Origin of the sequence: Nonomuraea sp. KM90, from assembly GCF_052246675.1 — a bacterium.
In the GTDB taxonomy this organism is placed as follows: domain Bacteria; phylum Actinomycetota; class Actinomycetes; order Streptosporangiales; family Streptosporangiaceae; genus Nonomuraea.
This window is the reverse complement of record NZ_JBQQCB010000002.1, coordinates 1-14,908: the sequence shown is the minus strand read 5'-3', so window position 1 is coordinate 14,908 and position 14,908 is coordinate 1. Positions and strand designations below refer to the sequence as shown.

Here is a 14,908-nt window from a genome sequence, read left to right as displayed (position 1 = left end):
GAGTGATCATGCGCTTGCGCGTATTCGCCGCCCTCGCGGCACTCTCCCTCGGCGCGCTGACGGGTTGCGGCGAGTCGGGCACCTCCGCCAACGCCTCGTTGCGCATCATGGCCCCGGCCGCGCCCGGTGGCGGCTGGGACCAGACCTCCCGTACGGCCGAGCAGGCGTTCAAGGCGGCCGACCCGAAGCGCAAGGTCGAGGTGTTCAACGTACCCGGCGCCGGCGGCACGATCGGCCTGGCCCAGCTCGCCGGCGAGAAGGGCAACGGCAACCTGCTGATGACCATGGGCCTGGTCATGGTGGGCGCCATCGAGCAGAACAAGTCGAAGGTCACGCTGGCCGAGACCACGCCCATCGCCAAGCTGACCGAGGAGTACGAGATCGTCGTGGTCCCGGCCGCCTCCCCGTACAAGTCGCTGGCCGACCTGGTCGCGGCCTGGAAGGCCGACCCGGCGAAGGTCTCCATCTCGGGCGGCTCGGCGGGCGGCACCGACCACATCGTGGCCGGCCTGATGGCCAAGGCCGCGGGTGTGGACCCCAAGCAGGTCAACTACATCGCCCACTCCGGCGGCGGCGAGGCGCTGAACGAGCTGCTCGGCAACAAGGTCAGCGCGGGCATCTCGGGCGTGGGCGAGTTCGCGGAGCACGTGAAGTCGGGCAAGCTGCGCGCCCTGGGCGTGAGCTCCGGCGAGCGGCTGCCCGACCTGGACGCGCCCACGTTGAAGGAGGCCGGACTGGCCGTCGAGCTGGCCAACTGGCGCGGCTTCGTCGCCCCCGGCGGGATCTCCGACGCCGACAAGAAGGCCCTGACCGACCTGGTCACCAAGATGCACGACTCGCAGCCGTGGAAGGACGCGGTGGCCAAGAACGGCTGGATCGACTCCTTCCAGACCGGCCAGCAGTTCGCCGACTACCTCAACTCCGAGCAGACCCGGGTCAAGGGGATCATCGCCGAGATGGGGCTCGTCTCCTGATGACTCGGTGGTGGCGGCCCGAGCTCGGGCTGGCGGTCGTCGTGCTGGCGCTGGGCGTGCTCGTCGTGGTCGGGACGCTCGACGTCTCCGCGGCGGCCTCCCAGCTCGGCATCGGGCCGCGGTTCTTCCCCATGCTGGTGGGCGGCGCCATGGTGCTCATCGGCCTGTTCTACGTCGCCGACGTCGTACGCGGCGGGCACGGCGACCCCGAGGAGAGCGAGGACGTGGACGCCGCCGCGCCCACGGACTGGCGCAGCGTCGGCCTGGTCAGCGGCATCTTCCTGGCGTTCGCGGCCCTGCTGAACGTGCTCGGCTGGATCATCGGCGCGAGCCTGCTGTTCTTCGGCCTGTCCGTGGCCCTGGGCGCCGAGCACAAGCTGCGCGCGGCGGGGATCGCGGTGGTCATGGGGGTGGCGACGTACCTGCTGTTCGTCAAGGGCCTCGGCGTGACGCTGCCGGGCGGGCCGCTGGAGGGGGTGATCTGAGGTGACGTCGTTCCAGCTCCTGCTCGACGGGTTCGCCGCCGCGCTCACCCCGGTCAACCTCCTGTACGCGCTCATCGGCGTCACGCTCGGCACCCTCGTCGGCGTGCTGCCCGGCATCGGTCCGGCGATGACCGTGGCGCTGCTGCTGCCGATCACGTTCACGGTGCCGTCGGCCAGCGCGTTCATCATGTTCGCCGGGATCTACTACGGCGGCATGTACGGCGGCTCCACCACCTCCATCCTGCTCAACACGCCCGGCGAGTCGGCGTCGATGATCACGGCGCTGGAGGGCAACAAGATGGCCAGGCGCGGCCGGGCCGCCCAGGCGCTGGCCACGGCGGCCATCGGCTCGTTCGTGGCCGGCACCATCGCCACGGCGCTGCTGGTCGTGGCCGCGCCGGCGGTGGTCAGCTTCGCGATCTCGTTCGGTCCCGAGGACTACTTCGCCCTGGCCGTCCTGGCGTTCACGGCCGTGTCCTCGGTGCTGTCCCGCTCGATCGTGCGCGGCCTGGCCTCGCTCGGCCTCGGCCTGGCGATCGGCCTGGTCGGCATCGACCAGCAGACCGGCCAGGCCCGCCTGACGCTCGGGATCCCGCAGTTGCTCGACGGCATCGACGTGGTGATCGTGGCGGTCGGCCTGTTCGCCCTCGGCGAGGCCCTGTACGTGGCCTCCCGGCTGCGCCACGTACCGCCCGAGGTGATCCCGGTGGGGCGGGCGTGGATGGGCCGGGCCGACTGGGGGCGCTCCTGGCTCCCGTGGCTGCGCGGCACCGCGCTCGGCTTCCCGTTCGGCGCGCTGCCGGGCGGCGGGGCGGAGATCCCCACGTTCCTGTCGTACGCGGCCGAGAAGCGCCTGGCGCGCGGCGTGGCCCGCGAGGAGTTCGGCAAGGGCGCCATCGAGGGCGTCGCCGGCCCGGAGGCGGCCAACAACGCCTCGGCGGCCGGCACCCTGGTCCCGCTGCTCACGCTGGGCCTGCCCACGTCCGCCACGGCCGCGATCCTGCTGGCCGCCTTCCAGCAGTACGGCCTGCAGCCCGGCCCCCAGCTCTTCGACCACAACCCGGCGCTGGTCTGGGGCATGATCGCCTCGCTGTTCATCGGCAACGTGATGCTGCTGGTGCTGAACCTGCCCCTGGCCCCGCTCTGGGCCCGGATCCTGCACATCCCCCGCCCGTACCTCTACGCCGGGATCGTCCTGTTCGCCGCCCTCGGCGTCTACGCGCTGAACGGCACCGTGGTGGACCTCTTCGTCCTGTACGTGCTGGGCCTGCTCGGCTACGCCATGCGGCGCTTCGGCCTGCCCGTCGCCCCCGCGGTGATCGGCATGATCCTGGGCCCGATGGCCGAGATCCAGCTCCGCCGGGCGCTGGCCATCGGCGCGGGCGACGTCAGCGTGCTCGTACGCAGCCCGATCGCGGCCGTGCTGCTGGTGCTGGCGGCCCTGGCGCTGCTCACGCCCCTGTTCAGGAAGCTCCTGGCCCGCCGGGGACTCGCACCCTCACGTGAGGAGTAACCGCGGCTCCGGCCGGGAACCCCGATAAGCGGTTCTTGGCTGACTGGCCCCGCCGATTTGTCCGAATCGGCGGGGCCCACCGGACGGCCTGCCTACTCGGAGACGCCCAGCTTCTCCAGGATGAGCTGCCGGGCGCGGCCCGCGTCGGCCTTGCCCTTGCTGGCCCGCATGACCCCGCCCACCAGCGCACCGGCGGCGGCGATCTTCCCAGACCGCACCTTCTCGGCCGCGTCGGCGTTGTCGGCCAGCACCTGGTCGATGATCGCCGACAGCTCGCCCTCGTCGTTGACGATCTGCAGCCCGCGCCGCTCGACCACCTCGTCGGGCGTGCCCTCACCGGCCAGCACGCCTTCGAGCACCTCGCGCGCCAGCTTGTCGTTGAGCGCGCCCGAGGCCACCAGCTCGGTCACCCTGGCGATCTGCTCCGGGGTGATGGGCAGGTCGGCCAGCGGCGTGCCGGTCTCGTTGGCCCGCCGGGCCAGCTCGCCCATCCACCACTTGCGCGCGTCGGCCGCCGGCGCGCCGGCCGCGACCGTGGCCTCGACCAGGTCGATCGCGTCGGCGTTGTGCATGGCCTGCATGTCGAGGTCGGACAGCCCCCACTCGGCCTGCAGCCGCTTGCGCTTGACCGACGGCAGCTCGGGCAGGGCCGCCTTCAGCTCGGCCACCCACGCCGTGTCGGGCGCGATCGGCACCAGGTCGGGCTCGGGGAAGTAGCGGTAGTCCTGCGCCTCCTCCTTGGACCGGCCGGACGTGGTGGTGCCGGTGTCCTCGTGGAAGTGGCGGGTCTCCTGGACGATCTTCCCGCCCGCGGCGAGGAGGCCCGCCTGCCGCTCGATCTCGCTCCGCACGGCGCGCTCGACGCTGCGCAGGGAGTTGACGTTCTTCGTCTCCGTACGGGTGCCCCACTCGGACGAGCCGCGCGGCATCAGCGAGACGTTCACGTCACACCGCAGCGAGCCCTCCTCCATCCGCACGTCGGAGACGCCGAGCGAGCGCATGATCTCCCGCAGCTCGGTGACGTAGGCCTTGGCCACCTCCGGCGCGAGCCGGTCCGTGCCCGGGATGGGCTTGGTCACGATCTCGACCAGCGGGATGCCGGCCCGGTTGTAGTCGACGATCGAGTAGTCGGCCCCGTGGATGCGCCCGGTCGCGCCACCCACGTGCGTGGACTTGCCGGTGTCCTCCTCCAGGTGCACCCGCTCGATCTCGATCCGCACGGTCTCGCCCTCGACCTCGACGTCGACGTAGCCGTCGAAGCAGAGCGGCTCGTCGTACTGCGAGATCTGGTAGTTCTTCGGCATGTCCGGATAGAAGTAGTTTTTCCGGGCGAAGCGGCACCACTCGGCGATCGAGCAGTTCAGCGCCAGGCCGATGCGGATCGTCGACTCGATGGCCGCGGCGTTGGCCACCGGCAGCGCCCCGGGGAACGCCAGGCAGGTCGGGCAGACCTGCGTGTTGGGCGGGGCGCCGAAGGTCGTCTTGCAGCCGCAGAACATCTTCGACTTGGTGCCCAGCTCGACATGCGTCTCCAGGCCGAGCACCGGCTCGAACCGGTCGAGCGCTTCGTCGTACGGCATGAGCGTACCGGCAGTCATGGTGAGGTCCTTAGTTCAGATCGTTGCGTTTGCGTGAGCACGCCGCAGTCCCCTCTTACCCCTGCAGCTCCGGCGCCTTGGCCAGCAGCCCGCCGCCCCAGCGGCTCTCCAGGGCCTGCTCCACGGCCGCGCCGACGCGGTAGCAGCGGTCGTCGGCCAGGACCGGGGCCATGATCTGCAGGCCCACCGGCAGGCCGTCCTCGTCGGCCAGGCCGCACGGAACGGACATGGCCGCGTTGCCCGCCAGGTTGGACGGGATCGTGCACAGGTCGGCGAGGTACATCGCGATCGGGTCGTCCGTGCGCTCGCCGAGCGAGAACGCCGTGGTCGGCGTGGTCGGCGACACCAGCACGTCCACCTGCTGGTAGGCGGCCTCGAACTCGCGGGAGATGACCGTGCGGACCTTCTGTGCCTGGCCGTAGTAGGCGTCGTAGTAGCCGCTCGACAGCGCGTACGTGCCCAGCATGATGCGCCGCTTGACCTCGGGACCGAACCCGGCGGCCCGGGTCAGCGCCATGACCTCCTCGGCGCTGCGGGTGCCGTCGTCGCCCACGCGCAGGCCGTAGCGCATGGCGTCGAAGCGCGCCAGGTTGGAGGAGCACTCCGAGGGGGCGATCAGGTAGTAGGCGGGCAGCGCGGTCAGGAACGACGGGCAGGAGACCTCGACGACCTTGGCCCCGAGCGACTCAAGGAGCTGGACGGCCTCGTGGTAGCGGGCCAGCACGCCGGCCTGGTAGCCCTCGCCGGCGAACTCCTTGACGACGCCGATCCGCATGCCGGCGATGTCGGCGTTCTTCGCCGCCTCGACCACCGAGGGCACGGGCGCGTCGACCGAGGTGGAGTCCATCGGGTCGTAGCCGGAGAACGCCTCGTGCAGCAGCGCCGCGTCGAGCACGTTGCGCGCGAACGGGCCCGGCGTGTCGAGCGAGCTCGCGAACGCGATCAGCCCGTAGCGGGACGAACCGCCATAGGTCGGCTTCATCCCCACGATCCCGGTGACCGAGGCGGGCTGCCGGATGGAGCCGCCCGTGTCGGTGCCCGTGGACAGCGGCGCCTCGTAGGCGGCCACGGCGGCGCTCGAACCGCCCGACGAGCCTCCGGGCACCTTCGTCAGGTCCCAGGGGTTGCGGGTCGCGTGGTAGGCGGAGTTTTCCGTGGAGGAGCCCATGGCGAACTCGTCGAGGTTCGTCTTGCCCAGGATGACCAGGCCGGCCTCGCGCAGGCGCGCGGTGACGGTCGCGTCGTAAGGAGGCCGCCAGCCCTCGAGGATCTTGGAGGCGGCGGTCGTGGGCATGTCGCGCGTGGCGAAGATGTCCTTGTGCGCGATCGGCACCCCGGCCAGCGGGCCGAGCCGCTCACCGGCCCTGAGCCTGGCGTCCACGGCGCGTGCCTGCTCCAGCGTCGTCTCGCGATCGACGTGCAGGAAGGCCTTGACCTTGGGCTCGACCTCGGCCATGCGGTCGAGATGCGCCTCGGCCACCTCGACGGCCGACACCTCGCCACCGGCGATCATCGAACCCAGCTCGGCGGCGGTCTTGCGGATCAAACTCATGCCTCCTCCCCGAGGATGCGCGGCACCCGGAATCGGTCGTCCTCGACGGCGGGAGCGCCGGAGAGCGCCTGGTCAGGCGTCAGGGACTGTCGCACCTCGTCGGCACGGAAGACATTGGTCAGCGGAAGCGCGTGCGACGAAGGCGGCACGTCCTCGGCGGCGACCTCGGCCACCTTCGCGACCGCCTCGATGATGGCATCGAGTTGGGTGGCGTAGTGATCGAGCTCGTCGCCGGTCAGCGCCAGCCTGGACAACCGGGCCAGGTGTGCGACCTCGTCGCGGGTTATGGCGGACATGAGTCGTTGAACCCGTTTCGTGGATGGAGTCTTTGGACACTGCCATCCTAGGGGCCTTGACCGAGCAGCCCCGAACCATTAAGCCCCTGGGGCCACCTCACCCGTAGAGCTCGTCCAGCCCCACCGCCCGCACGTCCCGCTCCCCGGACAGTGAGGCGTCGAACCCCACGCCGCTGTAGCAGGTGAGCACGGTGTCGCGCACGTCGTACCCCTTGGCGTCGAGCAGGTCCCTGGCCCTCCTGAGCCGCGCCACATGCCCGGAGCCCATGGCCTTGCCCCATTTCACCTCTCCCAGCGAGAGGACCCGCCGCTGCTCGCCGGGCATGGCAGGCGCGAAGACGACGACGTCCACTTCAATCTGCTCGCGGCGTACGGGGTCCGTGACGATCCCCGAGCCCACCTCTCCGGGGAGGCCGCCGAAGTAGTCCGGCTCCAGCATCACGAACTGGCGGCACATCTCCTCGAAGTGAGGACCGAGCACTTGATCGCGAAATCTGGCCCCGGAGTCGGCCCAGACGTTTTCCGCACGGCCGCTCTCCAGAAAGCCCCAGCGCGGCCGCATGATCACCTCATAGAAAGTGACCAACGGCTCGCAGATGCGGTAGATCGACCGGGAAGGGCGGAATGCGTCGGGCTCCCTTCGCAGCAGGCAACAGTCCTCCAACACGTTCAGATGGTGGCCTATGTCGGTGGCCTTGCGTCCGACGTAGGAGGAGATCGCACCTCTCGTGCGGTTGCCCGCGGCCACCGCCGCCAGCACCGAGTGATACATCGCGGAGTCTCGCATCTCCGCCTCTTCGCCGAGGAGATAGCGCGCCTCCCTGAAGAGAGGGGTCCCGGGATCGAGGACCGTGCGCCGCACCCAATCGTCGAAGTCATCGGGCCCCTTCGGCACGTCGTCCTCCACAAAGGGCAGATACGCCGGGGTGCCGCCCACGATCGCATGGGCCTGCACCGCCAATCGCCGATCAGTTATGCCCCAGTAGCGGGCGGCAAGGCGGAAGTCGAAAGGACGCAGCACGAGCTCCAGCACAGCCCGGCCACGCAACGGGGCGTTACCCGCCAGAAGCCGCCCCATGACGGACATCGCCGACCCGCACAACAGCAGGGACACAGGCGAGTTCCGCGAGACCGCCCGGTCGATCTCCCGCTGGATGATGGACGGCAATGCCGGCGCGGCCTTGCCGAGGTAGGGAAACTCGTCGATCACCATGAGCTCTCGCCTCTCGGCGCTGGTGGCGAAAAGCTGCTGGATCGCCACATCCCAGCTCGGAAAGCTGAACGGAGCCGATGCCCCGACATGCTCGGCCAGGGCCGAGGCGAACAGGTGCAGCGATTCCGTCTCCGTGGCCTCCGTCGCACTGAAGTAGAAGCCACCCGTCTGCTGGGCGAGCGAGACCATCAGAAAGGTCTTTCCCTGCCGGCGCCGCCCGCTGACGACACCCAGCTTGGGACGCATGCTGGAGCGCTCGGCGAACCTGGCCAACCGCTGCCATTCGAAGTCGCGAGCGAAGACCTCACCGGGCTTCGGCAGCATCGGCATCCCCTGCGCACAGAAGTAGATTCCTGAGAAGTGTACTTCTAAGAACCATACTTCTGCTTGCAATCAATGACAGTCGGTCAGGCCGAGCTGCTGACCTCGGGCTGGTAGCCGTACTCGACCGCCGTCCCCGCCTGCTCGCGCAGCCACACCGCCGCCTCGGCGGCCGGCATCGGCCGGCCGAACAGCCAGCCCTGGCCCACCTCGCAGCCCATCTCCACCAGCCGCATCGCCACGTCGTCCGACTCCACGCCCTCCGCGACCGACCTCAGCCCGAGCGAGCGGACCAGGTCCACGATCGAGCGGACGATCCGGTAGTCGTCCTCGGACTCGGCGATCCGGCGGACGAACGAGGCGTCGATCTTGACCTCGGACACCGCCAGCCGCTGGAGCCGGATCAGCGAGGAGTAGCCGGTGCCGAAGTCGTCGAGCGCCAGGGGGACGCCGAGCGTGGCCAGGGCCTTGATGGTCTCCTGGGTGTAGGCCTGGTCGCCGGTCAGGATGCGCTCGGTGACCTCCAGCTGGATGGCCGCGGGCGGCAGGCCGTACCGGGCCAGTCCCACTTCCAGTTGCTCCGGCAGGGCCGAGGCGAGCAGGTCGCGGGCGGAGATGTTGACCGAGATCTGCACCCGCAGCCCGGTGTGCCACCAGGCGGCCGCCTGCTCCAGGGCCTCCTCGACCACGTACGCCGTGAGCTGCCGCATCAGGTACGACTGCTCGGCCAGCGGCACGAACTCCGACGGCGGGATCGGCCCGTGCACCGGATGCCGCCAGCGCAGCAGGGCCTCGACCCCCTGCACGTCGCCGGTGCCCAGGGCGACCTTCGGCTGGTAGTGCAGGCGCAGCTCGCGGTTGTCGATGGCGCGGCGGAGGTCGCCGAGCAGGGTGAGGCGTTCGGGGGAGTTGCGATCCTTGTCCGGCTGGTAGAGCTCGACGCCCGTACGGCCCTCCTTGGCCAGGTACATGGCCACGTCGGCGCGCTGCAGCAGCAGCTCGAAGTCGGGGGCGTGGTCCGGATAGAGCGCTATCCCGACGGAGCCGTCGAGGTCGAAGGTCATGCCCTCCAGCCGCACCGGCTCGGTCAGCGCCGCCCGCAGCCGGGCCGCCACCTCCCTGGCCGCGTGGGCGTCCCTGATGGACGGCAGCAGCACCGCGAACTCGTCGCCGCCGAGCCGGGCCACGACGTCGCCGGGCCGTACGGAGTGGGTGAGCCGGTGCGCCACCATCTGCAGCAGCCGGTCGCCCACCGGATGGCCCATCGTGTCGTTGACCTCCTTGAACCGGTCGAGGTCGAGCAGGAACAGGCCGACCCGCTCGTCCTGGCGCACCTCGGCCAGCGCCTCCTCGGTGCTGACGATGAGCATCTTGCGGTTGGGCAGGCCGGTCAGCTCGTCGTGCAGGGCCTGGTGGTCGCGGCGCATGGAGAGCGTGGCGGTGAAGTAGACGGCGGCCAGGGGGGCGACGAAGAGGGGCACGAGCCCGGGAGAGTGGTTCATGACCACGACGACCAGGGGGGCCAGGCCCAGCAGCCCGGTGTAGACGAGACCCTGCGGGCCCACGGTGGCCTTCAGCACGCGCATGATCGAGCGCCGCTCGTGCAGCGCGACCGCGCCGGAGACGAGGGTGGCCCTGGTGACGAAGTAGGCGACCCCGGCCAGCGCGATCGCCAGCAGGTCGGCCCCGCTCGGCACCCAGGGCGCGGCCGGGCTCGGAACGATCCCGAACGTCCCCAGCACCACGGCCGCCGCGGTCAGCGCCAGGGTGGACTGGGCGATGTTGAACATGACCCGGTGCCACGCCTTGCGCGTCACCACGCCGTTCATGGCCACGGCGACGGCCTGCATCAGCACCGCCACCGGCAGCCCGAAGTGCAGCAGCACAGCGAAGGTGAACATGGTGGACGGATATGTGCCGCCCACGGCCGTCGCGGACGACACCATCACGGGCCGCAGCTCACCCAGGACCACCAGCACCCCGAGCACCCAGAACAACGGCATGCGGGCGAGCTCGACGAGACCGGCCGGGTCCAGCCTGAGCATGGCCACCACCAGGGCGGTGAAGCCGATCACGGTGATGCCCGCGAGGAACGCCCACAGTGGCGTGCCGACGCGTGGTCCAGTGTCGCGGGTGTCGGTTGGGTCAGTCATCGGTAACAGAACCCCCATTAGGTCACTATGGGAGGGTACGACCTTCACCCCACTTCGCGAAACCAAGCGCGTACGTTCCGTCACTTCTCCTTTCCGACATATACCCAAAAAGCACCCTCAGTAGCAAACCATGCACGCTAAGACCCGAGCGGCCCGCCACACGACGCATGACACGACACATGACGCGGCACACGGCGGGGCACACGGCGGGGCACACGACAAGGGGGCCCGCTCGTCCACACGAGCGAGCCCCGGTAGAACGGAGATCAGGCCTCCGGAGTGACCACCGCCCCGGCCGCGGCCTCCGGCCCCTCCTTCAGCAGCACCTCGAACCCGGCCCCGTCGAGGATGGGCACGCCGAGACTCACCGCCTTGTCGTATTTCGACCCCGCGTTCTCCCCCGCCACCAGGAACGAGGTCTTCTTCGACACCGACCCCGACACCTTGCCGCCCCGGCTGGTGAGCGCGTCGGAGGCCGAGTCACGCGTGTAGCCCTCCAGCGTGCCGGTCACCACGAACGTCAGCCCTTCGAGGGTCTGCGGCCCCTTCTCGGGAGCCGGCTCGTCCTCCATCCGGACCCCGGCGGCCCGCCAGCGCTCGACGATCTCCCGGTGCCAGTCGACCTCGAACCACTCCTTGACCGTGGCCGCCACCCTGGGCCCGATGCCCTCGACCGCGGCCAGCTCCTCCTCGGAGGCGTTCATGATGGCGTCGATCGACCTCATGGCGTCGGCCAGGGCACGGGCCGTGGGCGGGCCGATGTGCCGGATCGACAGGGCCACCAGCACCTGCGCGAGCGAGGACTGCTTGGCCCGCTCCAGCTCCTCCATCAGCCGCAGCGCGTTCTGGCTGGGCTCGCCGCTGATGTTGGAGAAGAAGGTGACGACCTTCTCCTCCCCCGTCTTCGGGTCGATCTTGGGCAGGCCGGTGTCCTGGTCGCGGACCACCGACTTGATCGGGATGAGCTGCTCCAGCGTCAGGTCGAACAGGTCGGCCTCGGTGCGCACGACCGGCTCCTGCGGCGGCAGCGGCTGGCTGAGCGCGGTGGCCGCGACGTAGCCGAGCCCGTCGATGTCGAGCGCGCGCCGGCCGGCGGCGAAGAAGATGCGCTCGCGGATCTGGGCCGGGCAACCGCGCGCGTTGGGGCAGCGCAGGTCGGCGTCGCCCTCCTTCTCGTACGCCAGCTCCGTGCCGCACTCCGGGCAGTGCGTCGGCATGACGAACTCCCGCTCGGACCCGTCACGCAGCGCCGTGACCGGCCCGACGATCTCGGGGATGACGTCGCCCGCCTTGCGCAGCACCACGGTGTCGCCGATGAGCACGCCCTTCTTGACCACGATCGCCGCGTTGTGCAGCGTGGCCCGCACGACGGTCGAGCCCGCCACGACGACCGGCTCCATCACCGCGAACGGCGTGACCCGCCCGGTGCGCCCGACTCCCACCTGGATGTCGAGCAGCTTGGTGTTGACCTCTTCCGGCGGGTATTTGTACGCGATCGCCCACCGCGGCGCCCGCGAGGTCGAGCCCAGCTCCCGCTGCAGCCGGAAGTCGTCGACCTTGACCACGACGCCGTCGATCTCGTAGGGCGGGTCGTGCCGGTGCGCGTGGTAGTGCTCGATGAACTCGTTGATCTGGTCGAGCCCCGGCAGCACCTGGTAGAGGTCGCTGACCGGCAGGCCGAACTCCCGCAGCCGGTCGTAGACGTGCGACTGCGCCCGCGGCTCCGCCGCGCCCTCCCAGAGGCCGATGCCGTGCACCAGCATCCGCAGCGGCCGCTGGGCCGTGATGCGCGGATCCTTCTGCCGCAGCGTGCCGGCCGCGGAGTTGCGCGGGTTGGCGAACGGCGTCTTGCCCTGCTCGATCAGCTGCTCGTTGAGCTTCTTGAAGTCCTCGACCGGGATGTAGACCTCGCCGCGCACCTCGACCAGGCTCGGGATGTCGTCGCCCTTGAGGCGGTGCGGGATGCCCTTGATCGTGCGTACGTTGGCCGTCACGTCGTCGCCCGTGCGCCCGTCGCCGCGCGTCGCGCCCCGCTCCAGCTTCCCGTCGCGGTAGACCAGCGCGATCGCCAGACCGTCGATCTTCAGCTCGCACAGGTAGGGGCCGGGGTCACGCTCGGCCAGCCGCTCGGCCCGCGCCTGCCAGGCCGCCATGTCCTCGGCGTTGAAGGCGTTGTCGAGGCTCTCCATCCGGTTGAGGTGCTGAACCTTGGCGAAATCGCCCGAGACCGGCGCGCCCACCTTCTGCGTGGGCGAGTCGGGCGTCTGGAGCGTCGGATGCGCCGCCTCCAGCGTGAGCAGCTCCTTGAACCACTCGTCGAACTGGGCGTCACTCACCGTGGGCTGGTCGAGCACGTAGTAGCGCCAGCGTGCGTCCTCGACCAGCTCGCTCAGCTCCGCATGCCGCTTGAGCGCGGTCACCGGCACGCCTCCGACCTCGGTGTCAGCCTCACTCACGCCGACCCTCCTTCCATCCGACAACCTGAGCAAACGCTACCGCCGGGCACCGACGGTGACACGCTCAGTCGCCCGGCATCCCGTTCGCCGGATCGTCCCTGAGCACCTGGGCCGCCTTCCTGCAGGCCGCCAGCGCCGCCCGGGCGTACGCGGGAGAGGCCCCCGCCAGCCCGCACGCCGGGGTCAGCACGACCTGGGTGGCCAGCCGGTCCGGCTCGAACCCCAGCCGCCGCCACAGCTCCACCGCCGGCTTGGCCACCACCCCCGGACCGGCCAGCCGCACGTCCCTGCCCGGCACGACGCCCAGGAACAGCGCCATCCCCGCCTCGAACAGCTCCCCGAGCGCGTCGTCGTCCCTGCGCCGAAGCAGCGCGGCGTCCACGGAGACCCCGCGAACCCCGGCCCGGCGCAGCACGGCGAACGGCACGGCGGGGGCGCAGCAGTGCACCACGGGCTCGTCGAACAGCCGCAGCGACTCCTCCACCCGCCACTCCTCGACCGCCGCCAGCCGCCCGAACCCCGAGGCGGTCGGCACGTTGCCCGCCAGCACGCCCGGCAGCCCGGGCTCGTCGAGCTGCAGCACGATCTCCGTCACCCCGGGCACCCTGCGCCGCACCTCGGCGCAGTGATCCGCGACCCCCTGCGCCAGCGAGGCGGTCAGGTCGCGTACGGCCCCGGCGTCGGAGAGCATCTTGTCCCCGTACTTGAGCTCGATCGACCCCGCCAGCGTCCACGGCCCGCAGACCTGCAGCTTCAGCGGCCCCGAGTGGTCGTGCCCGATCTCCTCCAGCCCGTCGAGGTCGCGCCGCAGGTGGTCGACGGCCCGCTGGTGGTCGCGCCCCGGCCGGTCGCTCAGCCGCCACCCGGAGGGCTGCACCTCGACGTGCAGGTCGACCAGCAACCCCGCCGTACGCCCGACCATGTCGGCCCCGACGCCCCTGGCGGGCAGCTCTGGCAGGTACGGCAGGCCGGGCACCTCGCCGAACACGATCCTGATCGCCTCAAGATGATCCTCACCCGGATGCGAACCAACCCCGGTGGCTTCCCACGTAGACATGGGCACCAGCGTAGGCTCTGCCGAATGAAGCTCACGAAACTCGACCACGCCTGCGTCCGGTTGGAGAAGAACGGCAAGGTCCTGGTCATCGACCCCGGCACCTTCAGCAAGGGTCCGGTGCTCGACGGCGCCGACGCGGTGCTCATCACCCACCAGCACTTCGACCACGTGGACGTCGAGAAGCTGAAGGCCGCCTCGCCCGACCTGGCGATCTGGACCTGCGAGGGCGTCGCTGCGGAGCTGACCGAGGTGCCGGGCAAGGTCCAGGTGGTACGGCACGGCGACGGGTTCGAGACGGCCGGTTTCGGGGTGAAGGTGTTCGGCGAGTGGCATGCCAAGAACCACCCCGACATGAGCATCGTCCAGAACGTCGGTTTCCTGCTCGACGACGAGCTCTTCTACCCGGGTGACGCGCTGACCGTGCCGGACGTGGAGGTCTCCACGCTGCTGGTGCCGACCGGCGCGCCGTGGCTGAAGCTGATGGAGATGGTGGAATACCTCCGTACGATCCGCCCGGCGCGCGCATATTCCACCCACGACGCCCTCTACAGCGAGATCGGCCTGGCCCTGGTCGACAACTGGCTGCGGATGGAGGCGGAGAAGCAGGGCGCCGACATCCGCCGCCTCGCGGTCGGCGAGTCGACCACCCTCAGCTAGTCGGCCACCCTCAGCTGGTCAATCAGCTTCAGCCGGCGGACACGATGGTCGCCGATCCGATGACCGTCGAGCCGGAGTAGAGCACCGCGGCCTGGCCGGCGGCGACGCCCGTGGCCGCCCGGCCCAGGTCGATCCGCAGCCCGCCCGCGATCTCCTCGAACGTGCACGGATAGACCTCGCCGTGGGCCCGCAGCTGCACGGTCACGTCGTCGGAGGCGGCCGGCCCGTTCCGGACCGGCCCGTTCGAGACGGGCCCGTTCGAGACGGGCCCGTTCCAGACCGGGCTGCCGCAGACGATCGAGGTGACCTGCAGCGCCGCACGCGGGCCGACCGTGACGGTGTTGGACACCGGCTCGATGGACAGCACGTAGCGCGGCCGGCCGTCCGCGGCCGGCCGGTCGATGTGCAGGCCCTTGCGCTGCCCGATCGTGAACCCGTGGGCGCCCTGGTGGCTGCCCACGACCGCGCCGCTCTCGTCGACGATCGGCCCCTCGGCCGAGCCGAGGCGCTCGGCCAGGAAGCCGCGCGTGTCGCCGTCGGCGATGAAGCAGATGTCGTGGCTGTCGGGCTTGTCGGCGACGGTCAGGCCGCGCCTGGCGGCCTCCTCGCGCACCTCGGCCTTGGTCGAGTCGC

At 70.6% G+C, this 14,908-nt stretch carries 12 protein-coding genes; 4 read left to right on the top strand and 8 right to left on the bottom strand.

Annotation, left to right across the window (positions count from 1 at the left end; genetic code table 11):
- The first annotated feature begins 8 nt into the window (after positions 1-8).
- Genes ACTWPW_RS02530 through ACTWPW_RS02520 form a run of 3 tightly spaced genes read left to right on the top strand, consistent with a single transcriptional unit; the run spans position 9 to position 2,972 of the window.
- Positions 9-974, top strand: coding sequence for a tripartite tricarboxylate transporter substrate binding protein (locus ACTWPW_RS02530; RefSeq protein WP_364117859.1), 966 nt, complete (start codon positions 9-11; stop codon positions 972-974).
- Positions 974-1,459, top strand: coding sequence for a tripartite tricarboxylate transporter TctB family protein (locus ACTWPW_RS02525; RefSeq protein WP_375111421.1), 486 nt, complete (start codon positions 974-976; stop codon positions 1,457-1,459). The genes ACTWPW_RS02530 and ACTWPW_RS02525 overlap by 1 nt, the downstream gene beginning before the upstream one ends.
- A gap of 1 nt (position 1,460) precedes the next feature.
- Complete coding sequence (locus ACTWPW_RS02520) at positions 1,461-2,972, top strand: tripartite tricarboxylate transporter permease (RefSeq protein WP_375111422.1); 1,512 nt, start codon at positions 1,461-1,463, stop codon at positions 2,970-2,972.
- 92 nt (positions 2,973-3,064) lie between these two features.
- On the opposite strand, the gene gatB is transcribed toward ACTWPW_RS02520, so the two are convergent.
- From gatB to ACTWPW_RS02485, 7 genes are all read right to left on the bottom strand, one after another.
- Entirely contained in the window at positions 3,065-4,570 is a 1,506-nt protein-coding gene (gatB, locus tag ACTWPW_RS02515) for an Asp-tRNA(Asn)/Glu-tRNA(Gln) amidotransferase subunit GatB (RefSeq protein WP_375111423.1), read from the bottom strand.
- A gap of 55 nt (positions 4,571-4,625) precedes the next feature.
- Positions 4,626-6,122, bottom strand: coding sequence for an Asp-tRNA(Asn)/Glu-tRNA(Gln) amidotransferase subunit GatA (gene gatA / locus ACTWPW_RS02510; RefSeq protein WP_375111424.1), 1,497 nt, complete (start codon positions 6,120-6,122; stop codon positions 4,626-4,628).
- Positions 6,119-6,418, bottom strand: coding sequence for an Asp-tRNA(Asn)/Glu-tRNA(Gln) amidotransferase subunit GatC (gene gatC, locus ACTWPW_RS02505; protein WP_364117850.1), 300 nt, complete (start codon positions 6,416-6,418; stop codon positions 6,119-6,121). The genes gatA and gatC overlap by 4 nt, the downstream gene beginning before the upstream one ends.
- A 97-nt stretch (positions 6,419-6,515) precedes the next feature.
- Positions 6,516-7,955, bottom strand: coding sequence for an ATP-binding protein (locus tag ACTWPW_RS02500; RefSeq protein ID WP_443167837.1), 1,440 nt, complete (start codon positions 7,953-7,955; stop codon positions 6,516-6,518).
- 83 nt (positions 7,956-8,038) lie between these two features.
- A complete protein-coding gene (locus ACTWPW_RS02495; RefSeq protein ID WP_375111426.1) occupies positions 8,039-10,105 on the bottom strand; it encodes a putative bifunctional diguanylate cyclase/phosphodiesterase in 2,067 nt (688 codons plus the stop codon).
- Between the two features lie 266 nt (positions 10,106-10,371).
- A complete protein-coding gene (ligA, locus tag ACTWPW_RS02490) occupies positions 10,372-12,561 on the bottom strand; it encodes an NAD-dependent DNA ligase LigA (RefSeq protein ID WP_375111427.1) in 2,190 nt (729 codons plus the stop codon).
- A gap of 64 nt (positions 12,562-12,625) precedes the next feature.
- Complete coding sequence (locus tag ACTWPW_RS02485) at positions 12,626-13,618, bottom strand: methionine synthase (protein ID WP_375111428.1); 993 nt, start codon at positions 13,616-13,618, stop codon at positions 12,626-12,628.
- A gap of 24 nt (positions 13,619-13,642) precedes the next feature.
- Here ACTWPW_RS02485 and ACTWPW_RS02480 point away from each other — a divergent pair, with 24 nt between their 5' ends.
- Positions 13,643-14,275, top strand: coding sequence for an MBL fold metallo-hydrolase (locus tag ACTWPW_RS02480; protein WP_443167836.1), 633 nt, complete (start codon positions 13,643-13,645; stop codon positions 14,273-14,275).
- A gap of 28 nt (positions 14,276-14,303) precedes the next feature.
- Here the strand turns inward: ACTWPW_RS02480 and ACTWPW_RS02475 are convergent.
- Positions 14,304-14,908 (bottom strand): tRNA methyl transferase PRC-barrel domain-containing protein (locus ACTWPW_RS02475; RefSeq protein WP_443167835.1); only part of this gene is annotated, 605 nt, incomplete at its 5' end.